Source organism: Vibrio tasmaniensis, assembly GCF_024347635.1.
Taxonomy (GTDB): domain Bacteria; phylum Pseudomonadota; class Gammaproteobacteria; order Enterobacterales; family Vibrionaceae; genus Vibrio; species Vibrio tasmaniensis.
The window spans coordinates 905,848-920,141 of the sequence record NZ_AP025511.1; the positions used below are offsets into that span (position 1 = coordinate 905,848).

Below are 14,294 nucleotides of genomic sequence, written 5' to 3' on the forward strand. Positions count from 1 at the left end.
ATGACCAACACTGGTGCATCACCTCACCATTCGAGTGAGAACAATAGAAGAGGTTATAGGTTGTTACAGTTCCTAGACTTTGATTTGGCTGAAGCTTAAATAGCTACAATCTGGCTAACCTCTTACACAAGGTTAGTCAGATTGGGTTACACAGAGATGTATATTCAGTGAGTGGATGGTGAAGATATGACTAAAGATTTACGACGAATGTGTCACTGAGAAGACAGATAACCGCGAAGCGCGTTTAGGCCGATAGTTCGCTAAGTCGATAGCCAAATAGCTAAATAACTCAATCGTTCGATAAGTTAAGAGATCCATTAATCAATAGATCCATGAATCAATAGATCCATTAATTAATAGCGCGACAAGTCGATCACTTTATTACACAACTTACTCAAAGCCAGTTGATCATGGCTAATCAAAATTAGGCCGCAATTCGCTTCTTTCGATACTTCAACAATCAGTTTTAGCGTTTGTGCTGCAGTGATGGGGTCTAATCGTGATGAGGGCTCATCTGCAATTAACAATTTTGGGCTCATCAGTAGCGCTCGTAAAATCGCGAACCTCTGTAGTTCTCCTCCTGATACTTGGCTTGCTGGACGTTCAAGCAAAGCTGAATCAAGGCTCAATCTATCTAGAAGTGCGGGTATCTTGGACCGGTTGAGCTTGTGAAGCGCACATAAGTCATCAAGTAACGTTTTTAGTGTTGTGTGAGGGGAATGCGCACTAGGTGGATCTTGGTAAAGCTTAAGGCGTTGTCCTTTTTCGATTTTTTGAAGCCAGTCGATATTGCCGGAAAAGTCGTTGTGCAACCCTAGTAAAGTGTCGGCAAGAGACGATTTTCCGCATCCGCTGTCACCATAAACTCCCAATATTTCACCTTGTGATAGTGAGAATGTGAGATCTGAAAAGAGCGTTCTTTGATCGCGGTAGATAGATAAATCTTCAACTTCAAGCAGTGGCTTCTGTCCGCTTTGTATACCAAGCTCTGAGGGTTCAGAGTGACTACCTGATTCATTTAAAGATGGTGAGGAAGTTGGCTGATCAAGTGACCAATACTCAGGTTGTGCTCGGATAAGCGCTTTTGTATAGGCAGCTTGTGGCTGCTCTAAAATGGCTTTAGCGTCACCTCTTTCAACAATTTCCCCTTCTTTCATGACAATGATGTCACCACCTAACATTTTAGCCAGTTTAATGTCGTGAGTGATGGTGAGCAGGCCACCGGGTTTGTCATTTTCAAGTTGTTGGCAGTGAGAAAGGAGAAGTTGCCCAACGTGATCACGTCGGCTTTCGTCTAAGCCTTTTGTGGGTTCATCGGCAATTAACAGTTTGCCTCCGGCTTGAGTCGCACATAAATACGCAGCACGTTGTGCCATTCCGCCCGAGAGTTCAAATGGGTGTTTATCTCCATCTTTGTCCAGTTCCATTTGTTGAAGTGCATGGTGGGTGAGGGCGCTACTCTGGGGATGATCTTTGTTTAAAACCAGCTTATGAACTTCGCTTATTTGCGCGCCTATAGTACGAAGCGGGTTGAGTGCTAACCAAGGTTCTTGAGGTAATAATGCGATTTCTTTGCCCCAAAATCGTTCTCGATTCAAAGGGTTAAGCTCATCAAATAAAGTAATGTCGCCTTCTGGTTTTAACGCATCAGGCAATGTGCCCGCGACGGCTGCAGCGATTAGACTTTTCCCCGCGCCTGTTTCTCCCAAAATGGTGAGCGGACGCTGCGGATATAAATCTAAACTTAAGTTCTGGACTAAGGTTTGAGTGTCAGTATGAATCGACAGGCATTCAATTTTTAACATTGCGTTCATGCTGTTACTCCTTTGTCCGCTTGTTTTCCTGGTTGTAACTTTTCTTGTTTAGACCTCGGTTCATTATGCGAATGTTTATTTTGCTGAGTTAGACGTTTACCTTGAGCTAATAAATGAAAACTTAATACGAGAAGAAAAACGGTCAGTACAGGTTGAATCAAAACCCAAGGGGCTTGGTGGTAGTAACGAAATAGTTCAACCATCATCAAGCCTAGCTCAGCTTCTGGCGGCTTAAGCCCAACATGCAGAAAGCCTAAAGATGCAAGTGCCAGTATTGAATTACCCGTACCAAAACAGAACAGGGTGAATAGATCATTTCGGCAATCTGGCCACAAGTGACGTTTGAAAATATACCAGTGGTTGAACCCATAAAGTCGTGATGCCTCTACAGCAGGCGATTGAATGAGTGACAAAGTTCGGTTACGTGACACACGGAAAAAATCCACCCACAGCATGAGCGATATGGCGATGTAAAGAATGAGAAATGATCCCGGTACCATAGCTGCAAAAAGTAAAACAAGAATTAGGCCGGGCATAGCGAGTATCATGTTCACGTTGAATGAAAAGATTTTATCCCACCATCCTTGCTTCCAACCGGCTATTACTCCCATTGACGTTCCCAATAACGCCGCGGTGGTAATACTGACCAACGCCATGGAAAGTGAAGTGCTGATGGCATGGCTGAGTCTCGCTAAATTACTGCGCCCAAAATGGTCTCGGCCTAAAGGTTCTTCGACAGAAGGCGTTGTGAAGGCGAGGTCTAAGTTTTGCTTGGCAATATCACCTTGATAGACAGTCCGTTCTAGAATGACCACGCATAACAAGGCGGCTAGGATAATCAAGCCTAACCATTGCGGCTTTGTTAAATTCATACGATCTTAACCTTCTTGTTCTCGGATTCTACTTGCTGTTTATCAGGTGCGAATTTTGAAAATAGACCTGAAGTTTTATTGGGGCGTTGCCTAGGATCTAATTGGTAATTAACAAGATCGACTAAGGTATTGATGACCACAAACAATAACCCCATCAGCAACGCAGAGCCTTGAATCATTGGAATATCTCTGCGAAAAATCGCATGCGCTAACGCATGACCAATCCCCGGCCAGGAGAATAATGACTCGATCATAATGATCCCTTCAATTAACCCTGTTGCTTGAACGCCAACAAAAGTAATAACAGGCAAAGCGATGTGTTTATGAGCGTGATGCTGAAAAGCTTGCGCCTCACTGAGTCCTTTTAAACGAGCGAATAAAAAGTGCGGTGCTGTGATGGCATCGTGAGTGGCATTTCTTATAAGGCGACTAGACATTGCAGCCAGCGATAGCGCTAAGGCGAGGGCCGGTAAAATAATAAATTCGACTCGACCAAAGCCTGCCACAGGAAGCCAATTCAGCTGTAACGCAAAAATAATCACCAAAGCCAAACCAATCAGAAAGACTGGCTGAGCTCTTAAGATGATGGAACCTAATAGCGAGAAGTGGTCTGCAAAAGAGTTGGTACGTCTTCCACAATAAATGCCTATTGGGATAGCAATGACAAGAGAAATGATGGTCGCGACTACTGCCAGTAGAATTGAGTGCCCGAGCTGGTGGCTGATTTCGTCAATGACGGGGACGCCACTAATCAATGATGTTCCCAAATCAAAATGAAGAAGGTCCCACAGCCATTCGAGGTATAGTTGCAAGCCCGAGCGATCAAGCCCTAATTCTTGGTAAACCGCTTGTGCCGCATCTGCATCCACATAATCGTAACCGTAACGACCCGCTGCAATTCGAAAAGCAAAATCGCCGGGTAACAAGCGCATTAAAATGAAAGTGAGTGTTCCGATACTCCAAGCCACAAAGCCGGCTTGGAGTAATCTTCGGATTAAGATATTAATCATTAATCGTCATCTCTGAGATGCGGTAGTTGATTTCAAATGGGTCAAAAGAGAAGTGGTTAACACGTTCATTGACCGCAACTAACTGAGTGTAGAAAGTCACAGGAATCAGTGGCATTTCATCCGCTAATATGGATGAAGCCTCTTGAGTCATTTGATTATAGTGGTCTTGGTTCGGTTCAACCGATAGACGTTGAAGTAAGCTGCTGAACTCATCAGAAGACCAGTTCATCGGCCCCCAATCACTGCCTTTATGGCTCGCAAAATCGCGCATTAGTAAGGCTAGGGGATCCGCCGTAGTACCAAAATTACGCGCCACGAGCGCCATTTCTAAGGTGCCGTCTTTGTGTTTCGATGGAATTGCACTTGAGTTGTCGATAGAAACATTCACTTGAATACCGACTTCTTTAAGCTGAGCTTGAATCGCGGTAGCTACGATAGGCAGCTCTGGTCTGTCTGAGTAGGTGGTTAATGTAATATCGAATGGTTTACCTTCGCGCGAAAGGACACCCTCCTCATTTTCCTGCCAACCTTGCCCTGCGAGTAATGTTTTCGCTTGGTCGATATTGCGCTGAGTTTGCTCAAGGTTATTGATGTGCCATGCACCAAGAGAAGGGGCAAACAGTTGATACGCTTCAGAGCCAGGAACGCGGACGATTTGTTTTGAAATACCCGTTCGGTCTAAAGCCAGGCTTATCGCCTGACGCACATCTGAATGATTCAAAAGTGGGTGTTCATTATTCAGCTTAATTAGGATCGTTCTGGGGATGGACTCCATCACCAATTCAACATTCTTTGCTGACTCAAGTAGGTCGATACTGGCTGGATCGAGTGTGTAAACTAGATCGGCTTGACCGGTTTGTGCTAATAAAGCGCGGCTTTCAGAGCGGTGACCGGCAAGGTAGTGAACATGTTCAATCGTGGCTTTTGTACCCCAGTAGTCAGCATTTTTGACCACATGCGCTTTATGAGGAGCTTGTAATTCTTGGATTTTATAAGGGCCTGTACCACTCAATTGCGCCACTGTCCCTTGTTGATCAAACGAACTTGGTGCTGCAATCGCTGCCGTATAATGCGCTAGTACGGCCAGTAATGGTCGATAAGGTTGAGATAGCTCAATGACTAGAAGGTTGTCTGAAGCTGATATTTCTTTGATGGGTACTCGCTTTAATACGCCAGGTTTTTGTAAAGCGTGAGAAAGAGATGTTTGAACAGCTTGCGCGGTAAGCGGTGAACCATCGTGGAAAACAACGTCTGGGCGTAATGTAAATTCCCAACGTAAATGGTTTGCGCTCGTTGTCCATTCTTTCGCTAATAACGGTGTGACGTTGCCTGACTTGTCGATAGCAGTAAGCGCTTCAACAACTTGTAACCGTGTAAATAAATAGCCGTTTTTCGACAAATCTTGGTCAGTAAACTCGAAGGGACCTGAAATGTTGAGTGTTGTTGGTTGTGTTTCTTTCGATGGTACAAATATCCATATGAGTAGTGCACTGGTGGAAAGTAGCGCCAGTGCGGCAAGCTTTTTCATGCTTTTATCCTAGTGATGAGTAATGATTTGCAATGTTATAACATAACAGCTGTGTGTTGTTAATGATAATAGTTGCTAATTGGATCGGTTTTTTATCGGACGTGAGTATGAAAAAAGCCCCACTGAAATCAGTGAGGCTCTAATTTGGGATGCTATTCAGACGCTAACAGGGTTTACTTGACGGTATCAATCAGCTGTAAAAGCTGTTTGAGTGACAGTCACTATACCCTGCTTAAAATAAGCTTTGCTCAATTGGTGAGCCTAAATCTGTTTAGATCAATGCGCTTGAGTAAATATCGGGATACTAAGCACTAAGCACTAAGCATTAAGCCAGTTTTAGGTCGAACTCAGTGCGGTACATCACCATATCTTCAATGGTCAGTACTGGCATGTTGTGCATTTTACCGAAAGCAACGATCTCTGGTGCTTTTGCCATCGTACCGTCTGGGTTGGTAACTTCACACAGTACACCTGCTGATTGAAGACCAGCCATTTGCATTAGATCCACAGTACCTTCTGTGTGACCGCGGCGAGCCAGTACACCACCTTTACGAGCGCGTAATGGGAATACGTGGCCAGGGCGAGCTAGGTCAGTAGCCTTAGCCGTTGGGTTTGCAGCTGTCTTGATCGTTGTTACACGGTCAGCGGCAGAAACACCTGTTGTTACGCCGACTTTTGCTTCGATAGTGACGGTAAACGCAGTTTGGTTTGCGCTGTTGTTATCAACAACCATAGGTGGAAGTTCAAGTTGGTTCGCTTGCTCGTCTGTTAAGCACAAGCACACAATACCACTGCATTCTCGGATCATAAGCGCCATTTGCGCATTAGTTAGGTGTTCTACTGAGTAGATGATGTCGCCTTCGTTCTCGCGATCTTCATCGTCAAGTAGAAGTACGCCACGACCTTCGCGTAGAGCTTGCAGTGCGTTTTCAACGCGAGTGATTGGTTCGCCAAATTCGGCAAGTAGTGAAGACTGATTCATGGTTAAACTCCTAAAATATCACCAGAATCAGGGCTGTATGAGGGATCTCAACCGAGCACAACAAAGCAGACTCATTACAAGTCGACTTTAGCTCATTATGGTTTTATCCAAAACGAAATGCACCCGTCTAAGTTGGAGGCATGAACCTAATAAATAGGTACACCTTTCCAACTTAAACGAGTGTGTTTTCATTCTCTCTCATCCGGACTATGACCGTCGGCTCTGGCATCTCACCAGATCTGCTGACCTCGACGAATCGAGCGCTCGCGGGCTTATCTTTAGATTTTGCTAAAAACATACCGCCGGTGGGGAATTTCGCCCCGCCCTGAGAATAAAAATTAATAATCTGTTTTGCTTTTAAAGCAGACCAAATGGTAATCCTTTCAATAGTGGATTTAAAGGACTGACAGCAAAGTTTTTCAGATTCCAGCCTTATAATCGGGTAAGTGTTCACTTTATCAGCAGAACGTGTCCGGCAGTCTTTAGTGGGATAATGCCTTTGTCTCAGCTGGTTTGAGTGGTCTTTGTTGCTCTATGAACATAAGTGGATGTCGAACATTATTGGTGCTGGCGTAGCCGTTCACCGAATCAATACTCAAGAGGTTCATCAATCGAACATTGTTAGACCATGACGGCTTAATGACCGTTTTGACATAAAATTGATATTGGCAGTGCTAAGCTGCGCTAGCATCCATCCACTTTATCCAAAAGATCTTAGTCATGACATCTCCGTTCTCTAACAAATCCAAAGGCTTACTACTGCTCGTTTTAAGTTTGTCTTCTCTCGTACCGTTTTTGATCTTTGGATCTTATTTTGACCTTGGGGCTGCGGTTTCGCCTTTCCAAGGCGCCTTCATAACGTTTGTGACTTACTCGGCGGGTAATCAAGGGTTCTTGGTAACGCTAGCTGTTTTGTCTTTGGTATTGCTCACGATGAAATTCTCCAAAGCTAAGCTCGTCAGCCTTTGTATGCAGCTCGGCTTGTTGTTGGTTCTCAGCTTTGCAGCAAAAACTTTCTTAAAGCACTCTACAGAAAGCCCGCGCCCTTATTCTGAGTATTTGGTGACGCAAGAAGTCGTTGAAATGCCAGAGCTGTTTTACGAACTGCCATTGGTAGAAAAGAACGCAGCGATTGCATCTGTGCAAGATAAGGTGAGTGAGTGGCGAACACGTCATTGGCTAGGTGAAACTGACTATTCTTTCCCATCTGGGCACATGATTTTCGTTGGCGTGTGTCTGGCGTTCTTTGGCGGCTTGTTCCTGGAAGCGAAACGTTTTTACTTAGTCGGCGGTTTGCTAGTTTGGGCTGGTGGTGTCGCCTATAGCCGCGTTTGGCTTGGTATGCACCGCCCTGAAGACTTAGCCGGATCTATCGCCTTTGCGGGGTTAATTTATCTATTGGTGCCGCTTATCTCAGAGCAAAAAATAGAACGCTATTTACCTGAATTTTTGAAACAGACTTCTTAGGGATCCTTCCTCACGGCAAAAAGAAGGGCTCAGATTAACAATACGTGATAAACGTTATTGATTGAGCCCTAGTTCTGCTTGTTTCTTTTTGGTTAGCCCTAATGAAACAATTCGGTGTGATTCAGTGAGGTAATATCTTAGCTCCTCATCCCTTTCTGATGTGCTATCAAAAAGCTGAATCCACTTCATTCCGCGCGAAGCAAAGTAGGGCGCGGGTTTATATCCCTGCTCTTCTTTGAGAAAATCAAAATTCTGATCGGATGCCTTGAAGATAAATGCAGGCTCATCTTTCGGTCCCCAACCACCAATCGCAAACACCTTGCCACCTACTTTCCAAACGTGCGAGTTGTTCCACTGCATCACATAGCTAGTGGCAGGTTGTGACTCGCAGAATGCATTGAATTCGTCGTAAGTCATAGAACGTCCTTTTTATCTATTAGGTGTTTGATCTGTTTTGGTTTTCTAAGAATTTCTCTTCTTCCCGGTCTTTATCGCTAACCAGCTAACCCCTGCCAGATTGCAGTAAAACCACTGATAGAACATAGCAGCAATGAACCAATGCGTATCTTCTCTTTAGGGATGCTTTGTGTCGTCATCAATGCCACTTTGTAACCCAACCAAGCCGCAGGCAGTAACGGGATTGTGATGATCAAATGGTGCATAGTGAAGAAGCCTATAGGGATCTGTACCAGTAATGAAATGATGGAACTAAATACGAAAAAGGCAGACAAGTTACCACGCAGTTGATTGGCATCTTGGTGTTGCAGCAGTAGCGCCATCGGTGGACCACCAATACCAGAACTGGTGCCAAAGAACCCAGAGAAGAACCCTGCAATACCCATCTTGATCGGGGTTGGTTCGAGTCTGAATGGTAGTAGGCTAACAATCACGGCAAATACCACCAATAAACCTAACCACAGAGACAGCACGCTTGTTGAAACCATCACCAGCAAGGCACCGCCTGCCAGTGAGCCTGGAATGCGTCCTAGTAATGCGATTTTTAATCCGCCAATAGAGATGTTCGCTCGATGTTTAAAAGCGTTGAATAACGAGATAAATAGGCCAATTAAACAGATAGGTGCAGGTACATAGTCTGGAGAGACTAAAAACAGCAGTGGGGCTGCAACAATAGCCAAACCAAAGCCGATTGCGGTTTGCACAAACGAGCCAGCAAAAATGAGTGCCATTGCGATAAGGACAGTCTGATCTAGGTATTCCATAAGCCTGCGGGTTAGTTTTAAAGGAGCGAGTGAGTACTATAAATTAAAACGAAAAGAATAGTCTTAATATTCATTGAGCTTTGTGCAAGTTTCGCTAGTTATCATTTCGATTATAACGACCAACAAAAAAGCGAGTGAATATCTCAGGATACTTCCTTTCAATATTCACTCGCTTTATTGGAACGACTTGTTGTTTACGCTAGTGGGGGGAGTCTGCGTATAACGTTAAGCCATTGCCAATTTCAGTCGCTCAATCGGCTTGTCGTTGATCGGTAAATGGATAAGCGCTGCCGCAAATGCCAGTACCACTGTTGACCACCAGATTGGCTCGTAAGATCCGTAGTAATCGTAAATACGACCACCAACCCAAGCGCCTAAGAAGCTACCCACTTGGTGAGTAAAGAACACCAAGCCGTAAAGCGTCGACAGGTAACGAGCACCGAAGATCTGACGAACTAAGCCAGACGTTAGCGGAACCGTACCCAACCAACAGAAACCAATCGCCCCACCAAAGATAGCAGCCGTTGATTCCGTTACTGGTAGAGTGACAAACGCGCCGATAACTACAGTACGCACTAAGTACAGTGCAGACATAACGTGGCGCTTGCTGAACTTGTCGCCCATCACACCCCAGAAGTAAGACCCGAAGATGTTGAAGATGCCAACGTAAGCCAGTGCCATAGCAGCGCTGCTCGCAGGCAAGTTCTTATCTGCTAAGTAGCTAGGTAAGTGCGTTGCGATAAACATTACATGGAAACCACACACAAAGAAGCCCGCGTGAATTAACCAGTAACCTTTATGAGCAAACGCTTCAGACAGTGCTTCTTTCAGTGTTTGGTTCTCTTCTGCTTGCGCTTGTTTGTTTAAGGCTGCTTTAGGCGCTCGCATAAACAGGGCAAAAGAGATCATGAAACAACACAGCACGCCAAACACTTGCATTGCACTCTGCCAATCAAATTCGTTCAACATGTATTGCGCGCCCGGAATCACCGCGAACATACCAAATGAACCTGCGGCCGTGGTTAAGCCAAACGCTTTAGCCGCGTGCTCTGCCGGTACTACTTTCGCTACTGCGCCAAGCACGATCACATAACTTGTCGCGCTTAACCCAAGGCCAACCAGTGCACCTAGTGAAACGTAAAGCATGCTCGATTCGGTAGAAATTGAGGTAAGAAGTAAACCTAAACCGTAAGCACATGCGCCAGCAATAATGATGCGTCTGGCTCCCCATTTGTCAGCTGCCATACCAACAAATGGCTGGAACACGCCGAACAATAGATTTTGTAGCGCAATCGCGAAGCTGAAAAACTCGCGACCTGTGCCGAAATGCTCTGAAATTGGCATCATGAAAATGCCGAATGATTGTCTGATCCCTAGACTGATAATAAGTGTGCCTATCCCAAGCCATACCAGTAAAGGAAAACGGAAAATGCTCATTCTAATACTCTTAAATTAATGGTGGTGTGAGTGGTCTTGCTCTGATATGGGTTGTTCAGTCATATCATGGTGATGCTCGTGATCGGAGTGCTCATGCGCTGACTGCTGGTGGCAGCCACTGCTCACGGCATGCTGAGCCAAGAGATCAATCAATGGCTGACTGTGATGCACAATAACCAAACTAATGACGAGAAATAGCGTCATTCTGGCCAGTTGGGCAAAAAGAGATTGTGAAAACATAAGGTGTTTACATGCGCTCTATGTTGTAAGAAGTCGCGCATCATAATGACGAGTGAGATATGTATCAAATGACCATTTGTGATTTAGTCTATGCGTTTTATGCATAGATTTATGCATCGCTGGAATTGGGATGAAACATGACCAATAAATAGGAAAACTCTAAACTAGCTGATTCAACGGTAGAAGCGTGTAATTCAGAATGGAAACTTGGTTTCATGCTCGTAACTAATTGCTTTATTGAGATATTTCACAAAGCTGTAAAAACTAATATACAAACTAATCACCTCGCAAGATCGGCTGTTCGCTCGACTTATCTGCTAAACATCGTAAATTTGGATATAAATCGTTTCAAACTACTGAAATGCGATGTTAAAAGATTCAGGGAGAGTCATTCACATGGATAAAGATCATAGCCTTCGCGAAAATTTACTGGCACTGCTCTTAGGTAGCGCATTGGTTTCACTCGGCGTTATCTTTTTCAATCAAGTCGGTTTGCTCACCGGAGGCACGGCTGGTCTAGCAATTTTCATTACCAAAGTAACAGATCTAAGCTTTGGCCAAGTGTTCTTCGCGCTTAATTTACCTTTCTATATTCTGTCGGTTGCTCGTATGGGCTGGCGTTTCACCATCAATACCTTTATTGCCGTTTCGATTGTCTCGTTCGCCGTGGATCATTTGTATCACGTGATTCAGATTGCTGAAATCCATGCATTGTATGCAGCTTTGCTTGGTGGTGGCTTAATTGGTACCGGCATGTTGGTGATTTTCCGTCACAAAATGAGCTTAGGTGGCTTCAATATTCTGGCGTTGTTCTTACAAGAACGTTTTGGAATTCGAGCGGGTAAGGTTCAGATGGCACTGGACTGCACGATTGTCGTGCTTTCACTGTTTATTGTTGATGTGTCCTTGGTTCTATTGTCTGTGCTTGGTGCGATAGTCACCAACTTGATTCTAGCAATGAATCATAAACCGGGGCGCTATCAAGCAGTTGTTAAAGCGGAAGCAGCGTAGTAAGTGGAAGCAGAGTAGCGAGGTTCGCTCAAGCATTAGATTCGCTTAAGTACTAAGTTTGCTGAAGCAAGGTGATTTACAGATTATGAAAACAACAAAGCCAGCATCAATTGCTGGCTTTGTTGTATTTGAATAACAGGTTCGAGTTAGTTATTAGTTATTAGTTATTAGCAGTTGCTGCAATCGTTGTCTGGTTTGAGCTCGCAGTCAATCACATTGCCTTGTTGATCAAGTGACAGGTTACAGCACTCTTCAAACAAGCTTTTAAGATCCCCACGACTTTTCTGAACGCGAGACTTAACCGTTGAGTAGCTGACGTTTTGCGCCTCTGCGATCTCTTTCTGGCTTTGGCCTTTGATATCGACAGCGAGCAGTAACGATGAACTTTGTTCTGGCAGTGCCTGAATAAAAGGTTCAATACACAATGAGAGCTTCTGCTTAAATTCAGAGTCGTGGTCTAAATCGGTAAACCACAGATCTTCAGCATCAATTTGGCTATCACGTTGTTGGCGTGCATGTTTACGGTAGAAGTCGATAATGGTGTTGTTGGCTAACTGGAACAGCCAAGCCTTAACACTGCTCGCATCTTGTACCTTGTCTAAGTTCTGATAGGTCTTAATCAAGATATCTTGGAGCAAGTCGTCTACATCCGCAGAATTGTTGACCTTTGAATGCAGGAATGACTTTAATGCTTGCTGATACTCGCCCCAGACTTGTTCGAGCTTTAAAGGTGCCTTATTCAAAGGTGCATCAGTTGCACTGTTCATTTACGCAACACTCGTCTTGTAAGAAATCAATCACACCTTCTAGGCACTCATACTCCGCCACGCAGAATAGAGTTCTTCCTTCTCGTCTCTGGCTGATGAGGCCTGCAGACGCTAGGCTTGAAATGTGGTGAGACAAGGTAGAACCAGGGATACCGAGCTCTTCTTGTAGGCCGCCAACTGCAATGCCTTGGTAGCCAGCTTTAACGACACTCTTATAAATAGTTAGGCGAATAGGGTGACCCAACTCTTTAAGTGCTTTCGCTACGACTTCTAAGTTCATATTAACTCCTCAAGATTTAATTTCGATATTAGTCGAAATGTGGTTTAAATACAAATGTAAAGACCGTAATTTATTAAGTTATTGAAAAACAAACCCTTTAAAAATTATTTCTACTTTTGTCGAAATAAAACTTGATCTGTTACGAGATATTTCTATAATTCGAGAATATTCGAAATTAAGGGTTGGTTACTTTTCTCATAGAGTCCGGCCTTCAATCCAGTTTGGAGTTAATTATGAGCAATGAAATGTTAACAATGCTAAAAGACGCACTTGATATGTTCGCCTTCTTAGCAGTAGAGCTAATCATCCTTTTCTTGGCGATCAGCTACATTGTTGGGATTCTGCAAGAGTTTCTTACGCCAGAAAAGATTCAATCGATTCTGAGCTCGCGTAACGGCAAGGGTTATGTGGTTGCAGCGCTACTAGGTGCGATTACGCCTTTCTGTTCATGTTCGACGATCCCTTTCCTTAAAGGATTGCTGCGTGCACGAGCGGGTTTTGGTCCAATGATGGTGTTCCTATTCGGTAGCCCACTATTGAACCCAGTGATCATTGGTTTGTTCGTGATTACGTTCGGCTGGCAAGTTGCAGTGTTCTACTTCTTAGTCGCAATGACGGTATCGGTAGTGGCAGGTTACGCACTTGAGAAGCTTGGCTTTGAGCGTTACGTAAAACCTGAAGCGTATGAATCGACAGGTTCTGCTTCAAGCTGTGGCACTAGCTGTGGTGATTCTGCTCCTAAGAAAGCAGCGCCAGCGAAGGCAGAGTCTTCATGTGGAACAAGTGCATGTGGTGAACCTGCACCAGTAATGGCGAAAGAGACATCTTGCTGCGATTCTAAAAAAGAAGAACCACAAGTCACTGTTTCATGCTGCTCAACGGATGGTAGCGCAACGGCTGAAATCGTAGAGAAGAAAGAGCCTAGCCGTTGGATGAGAATTTGGTTCTCAACTTGGAAAGACTTCAAACAAGTTTTCCCTTACCTAATGATGGGTATCGCGATTGGTTCATTCATCTACGGCTTCATTCCTACAGACCTAATTGCAGAATACGCTGGTGAAGGTATGTGGTATGCGATTCCTGTAGCGGCTGTAATTGGTATTCCACTGTACATTCGTGCTGAAGCAGTAATCCCACTAAGTGCTGCTCTAGTACAAAAAGGTATGGCGCTAGGTTCGGTAATGGCATTGATCATTGGTAGTGCGGGTGCAAGTTTGACTGAAGTTATCCTGCTTAAATCAATCTTCAAAAACCAAATGATTGCAGCATTCCTATTCGTTATCCTAAGCATGGCGATGGGTGCAGGCTTCCTATACAGCTTCATCTTTGGTTAATCAGGCCGATTCTGAGATAACACCATCTATACCGAGAGATAGATAATCAAAAGAGCTCACTTAGTTGAGCTCTTTTTTTGTTTAGGTGGTCAAAAAAGCATGGGCATTAGGCTTAATTTGTTTGAAAACGCTATTCTTCCGGAAGTACTGCAATCGAAATTAACACTCATCAACACCTATTTTTTGATTTGAATGTAACCGATTTGATAACAACCATTAACAGTATTCATGTTTCGCTGGTGTTAATTAATTGGTGGGCTTATTTAATCTTTTTGGCTAATGATTGGACGGTTTTCATATCGATATCTAGTATTTGTATAAGGGTAAATAAT

14 protein-coding genes and 1 riboswitch are annotated in these 14,294 nt (G+C 44.2%); of the genes, 3 read left to right on the forward strand and 11 right to left on the reverse strand.

Translation table 11 applies throughout. From position 1 onward, the window contains the following. Window positions 1–353: 353 nt before the first annotated feature. The 5 genes from OCV44_RS18300 to ribB all read right to left on the reverse strand — a co-directional run bounded on the left by OCV44_RS18300 (window position 354) and on the right by ribB (window position 6,206). Window positions 354–1,814, reverse strand: coding sequence for an ABC transporter ATP-binding protein (locus OCV44_RS18300; protein ID WP_139683485.1), 1,461 nt, complete (start codon window positions 1,812–1,814; stop codon window positions 354–356). Beyond that, window positions 1,811–2,686 (reverse strand): ABC transporter permease, encoded by an 876-nt coding sequence (locus OCV44_RS18305; RefSeq protein WP_139683484.1) that lies wholly within the window; start codon window positions 2,684–2,686, stop codon window positions 1,811–1,813. The genes OCV44_RS18300 and OCV44_RS18305 overlap by 4 nt, the downstream gene beginning before the upstream one ends. After that, on the reverse strand, window positions 2,683–3,696 hold the full coding sequence (locus tag OCV44_RS18310) for an ABC transporter permease (protein WP_139683483.1): 1,014 nt from the start codon (window positions 3,694–3,696) through the stop codon (window positions 2,683–2,685). The genes OCV44_RS18305 and OCV44_RS18310 overlap by 4 nt, the downstream gene beginning before the upstream one ends. Further along, a complete protein-coding gene (locus tag OCV44_RS18315; protein WP_139683482.1) occupies window positions 3,689–5,224 on the reverse strand; it encodes an ABC transporter substrate-binding protein in 1,536 nt (511 codons plus the stop codon). Before OCV44_RS18315 ends, OCV44_RS18310 begins: the two co-directional genes overlap by 8 nt. A gap of 325 nt (window positions 5,225–5,549) precedes the next feature. Further along, the gene (gene ribB, locus OCV44_RS18320) at window positions 5,550–6,206 is read right to left on the reverse strand and encodes a 3,4-dihydroxy-2-butanone-4-phosphate synthase (RefSeq protein WP_139683481.1); all 657 of its coding nucleotides are present in this window, start codon (window positions 6,204–6,206) and stop codon (window positions 5,550–5,552) included. A gap of 186 nt (window positions 6,207–6,392) precedes the next feature. After that, window positions 6,393–6,543: riboswitch (FMN riboswitch) on the reverse strand. 383 nt (window positions 6,544–6,926) lie between these two features. On the opposite strand from ribB, the gene OCV44_RS18325 reads away from it, so the two are divergent. Then, window positions 6,927–7,673 carry a phosphatase PAP2 family protein gene (locus OCV44_RS18325; RefSeq protein WP_139683480.1) on the forward strand — a complete coding sequence of 249 codons (747 nt, stop codon included), beginning with the start codon at window positions 6,927–6,929 and terminating at the stop codon, window positions 7,671–7,673. Between the two features lie 54 nt (window positions 7,674–7,727). Here the strand turns inward: OCV44_RS18325 and OCV44_RS18330 are convergent, their stop codons facing one another. The 4 genes from OCV44_RS18330 to OCV44_RS18345 form a co-directional block, all read right to left on the reverse strand. Then, a complete protein-coding gene (locus OCV44_RS18330; RefSeq protein ID WP_139683479.1) occupies window positions 7,728–8,090 on the reverse strand; it encodes an MmcQ/YjbR family DNA-binding protein in 363 nt (120 codons plus the stop codon). A 77-nt stretch (window positions 8,091–8,167) separates the two neighbouring features. Beyond that, window positions 8,168–8,893 (reverse strand): sulfite exporter TauE/SafE family protein, encoded by a 726-nt coding sequence (locus OCV44_RS18335; protein ID WP_198589777.1) that lies wholly within the window; start codon window positions 8,891–8,893, stop codon window positions 8,168–8,170. A gap of 225 nt (window positions 8,894–9,118) precedes the next feature. Next, window positions 9,119–10,330, reverse strand: coding sequence for an MFS transporter (locus OCV44_RS18340; protein WP_065612846.1), 1,212 nt, complete (start codon window positions 10,328–10,330; stop codon window positions 9,119–9,121). Window positions 10,331–10,345: 15 nt separating this feature from the next. Continuing rightward, window positions 10,346–10,570, reverse strand: a complete 225-nt coding sequence (locus OCV44_RS18345; RefSeq protein WP_170213679.1) for a hypothetical protein — start codon at window positions 10,568–10,570, stop codon at window positions 10,346–10,348. A 396-nt stretch (window positions 10,571–10,966) separates the two neighbouring features. Here OCV44_RS18345 and OCV44_RS18350 point away from each other — a divergent pair, with 396 nt between their 5' ends. Then, on the forward strand, window positions 10,967–11,581 hold the full coding sequence (locus OCV44_RS18350) for a YitT family protein (protein ID WP_139683478.1): 615 nt from the start codon (window positions 10,967–10,969) through the stop codon (window positions 11,579–11,581). A gap of 167 nt (window positions 11,582–11,748) precedes the next feature. On the opposite strand, the gene sigZ is transcribed toward OCV44_RS18350, so the two are convergent. Both sigZ and OCV44_RS18360 read right to left on the reverse strand, forming a co-directional pair. Next, window positions 11,749–12,348: an RNA polymerase sigma factor SigZ gene (gene sigZ, locus OCV44_RS18355; RefSeq protein ID WP_139683477.1), complete on the reverse strand. Its 600-nt coding sequence runs from the start codon at window positions 12,346–12,348 to the stop codon at window positions 11,749–11,751. Next, on the reverse strand, window positions 12,332–12,628 hold the full coding sequence (locus tag OCV44_RS18360) for an ArsR/SmtB family transcription factor (protein WP_004733042.1): 297 nt from the start codon (window positions 12,626–12,628) through the stop codon (window positions 12,332–12,334). Before OCV44_RS18360 ends, sigZ begins: the two co-directional genes overlap by 17 nt. 233 nt (window positions 12,629–12,861) lie before the next feature. Here OCV44_RS18360 and OCV44_RS18365 point away from each other — a divergent pair, with 233 nt between their 5' ends. Further along, window positions 12,862–13,962: a permease gene (locus OCV44_RS18365; protein WP_139683476.1), complete on the forward strand. Its 1,101-nt coding sequence runs from the start codon at window positions 12,862–12,864 to the stop codon at window positions 13,960–13,962. Window positions 13,963–14,294: the final 332 nt, after the last annotated feature.

Excerpts from the sequence above, each read along its gene's own strand:
- OCV44_RS18360 (WP_004733042.1), bottom strand. The coding sequence starts at position 12,628 with ATGAACTTAGAAGTCGTAGCGAAAGCACTTAAAGAGTTGGGTCACCCT.
- OCV44_RS18350 (WP_139683478.1), top strand. The coding sequence starts at position 10,967 with ATGGATAAAGATCATAGCCTTCGCGAAAATTTACTGGCACTGCTCTTA.
- OCV44_RS18300 (WP_139683485.1), bottom strand. The coding sequence starts at position 1,814 with ATGAACGCAATGTTAAAAATTGAATGCCTGTCGATTCATACTGACACT.
- OCV44_RS18310 (WP_139683483.1), bottom strand. The coding sequence starts at position 3,696 with ATGATTAATATCTTAATCCGAAGATTACTCCAAGCCGGCTTTGTGGCT.
- OCV44_RS18335 (WP_198589777.1), bottom strand. The coding sequence starts at position 8,893 with ATGGAATACCTAGATCAGACTGTCCTTATCGCAATGGCACTCATTTTT.
- sigZ (WP_139683477.1), bottom strand. The coding sequence starts at position 12,348 with ATGAACAGTGCAACTGATGCACCTTTGAATAAGGCACCTTTAAAGCTC.
- OCV44_RS18340 (WP_065612846.1), bottom strand. The coding sequence starts at position 10,330 with ATGAGCATTTTCCGTTTTCCTTTACTGGTATGGCTTGGGATAGGCACA.
- OCV44_RS18315 (WP_139683482.1), bottom strand. The coding sequence starts at position 5,224 with ATGAAAAAGCTTGCCGCACTGGCGCTACTTTCCACCAGTGCACTACTC.
- OCV44_RS18325 (WP_139683480.1), top strand. The coding sequence starts at position 6,927 with ATGACATCTCCGTTCTCTAACAAATCCAAAGGCTTACTACTGCTCGTT.
- ribB (WP_139683481.1), bottom strand. The coding sequence starts at position 6,206 with ATGAATCAGTCTTCACTACTTGCCGAATTTGGCGAACCAATCACTCGC.
- OCV44_RS18330 (WP_139683479.1), bottom strand. The coding sequence starts at position 8,090 with ATGACTTACGACGAATTCAATGCATTCTGCGAGTCACAACCTGCCACT.
- OCV44_RS18345 (WP_170213679.1), bottom strand. The coding sequence starts at position 10,570 with ATGTTTTCACAATCTCTTTTTGCCCAACTGGCCAGAATGACGCTATTT.
- OCV44_RS18305 (WP_139683484.1), bottom strand. The coding sequence starts at position 2,686 with ATGAATTTAACAAAGCCGCAATGGTTAGGCTTGATTATCCTAGCCGCC.
- OCV44_RS18365 (WP_139683476.1), top strand. The coding sequence starts at position 12,862 with ATGAGCAATGAAATGTTAACAATGCTAAAAGACGCACTTGATATGTTC.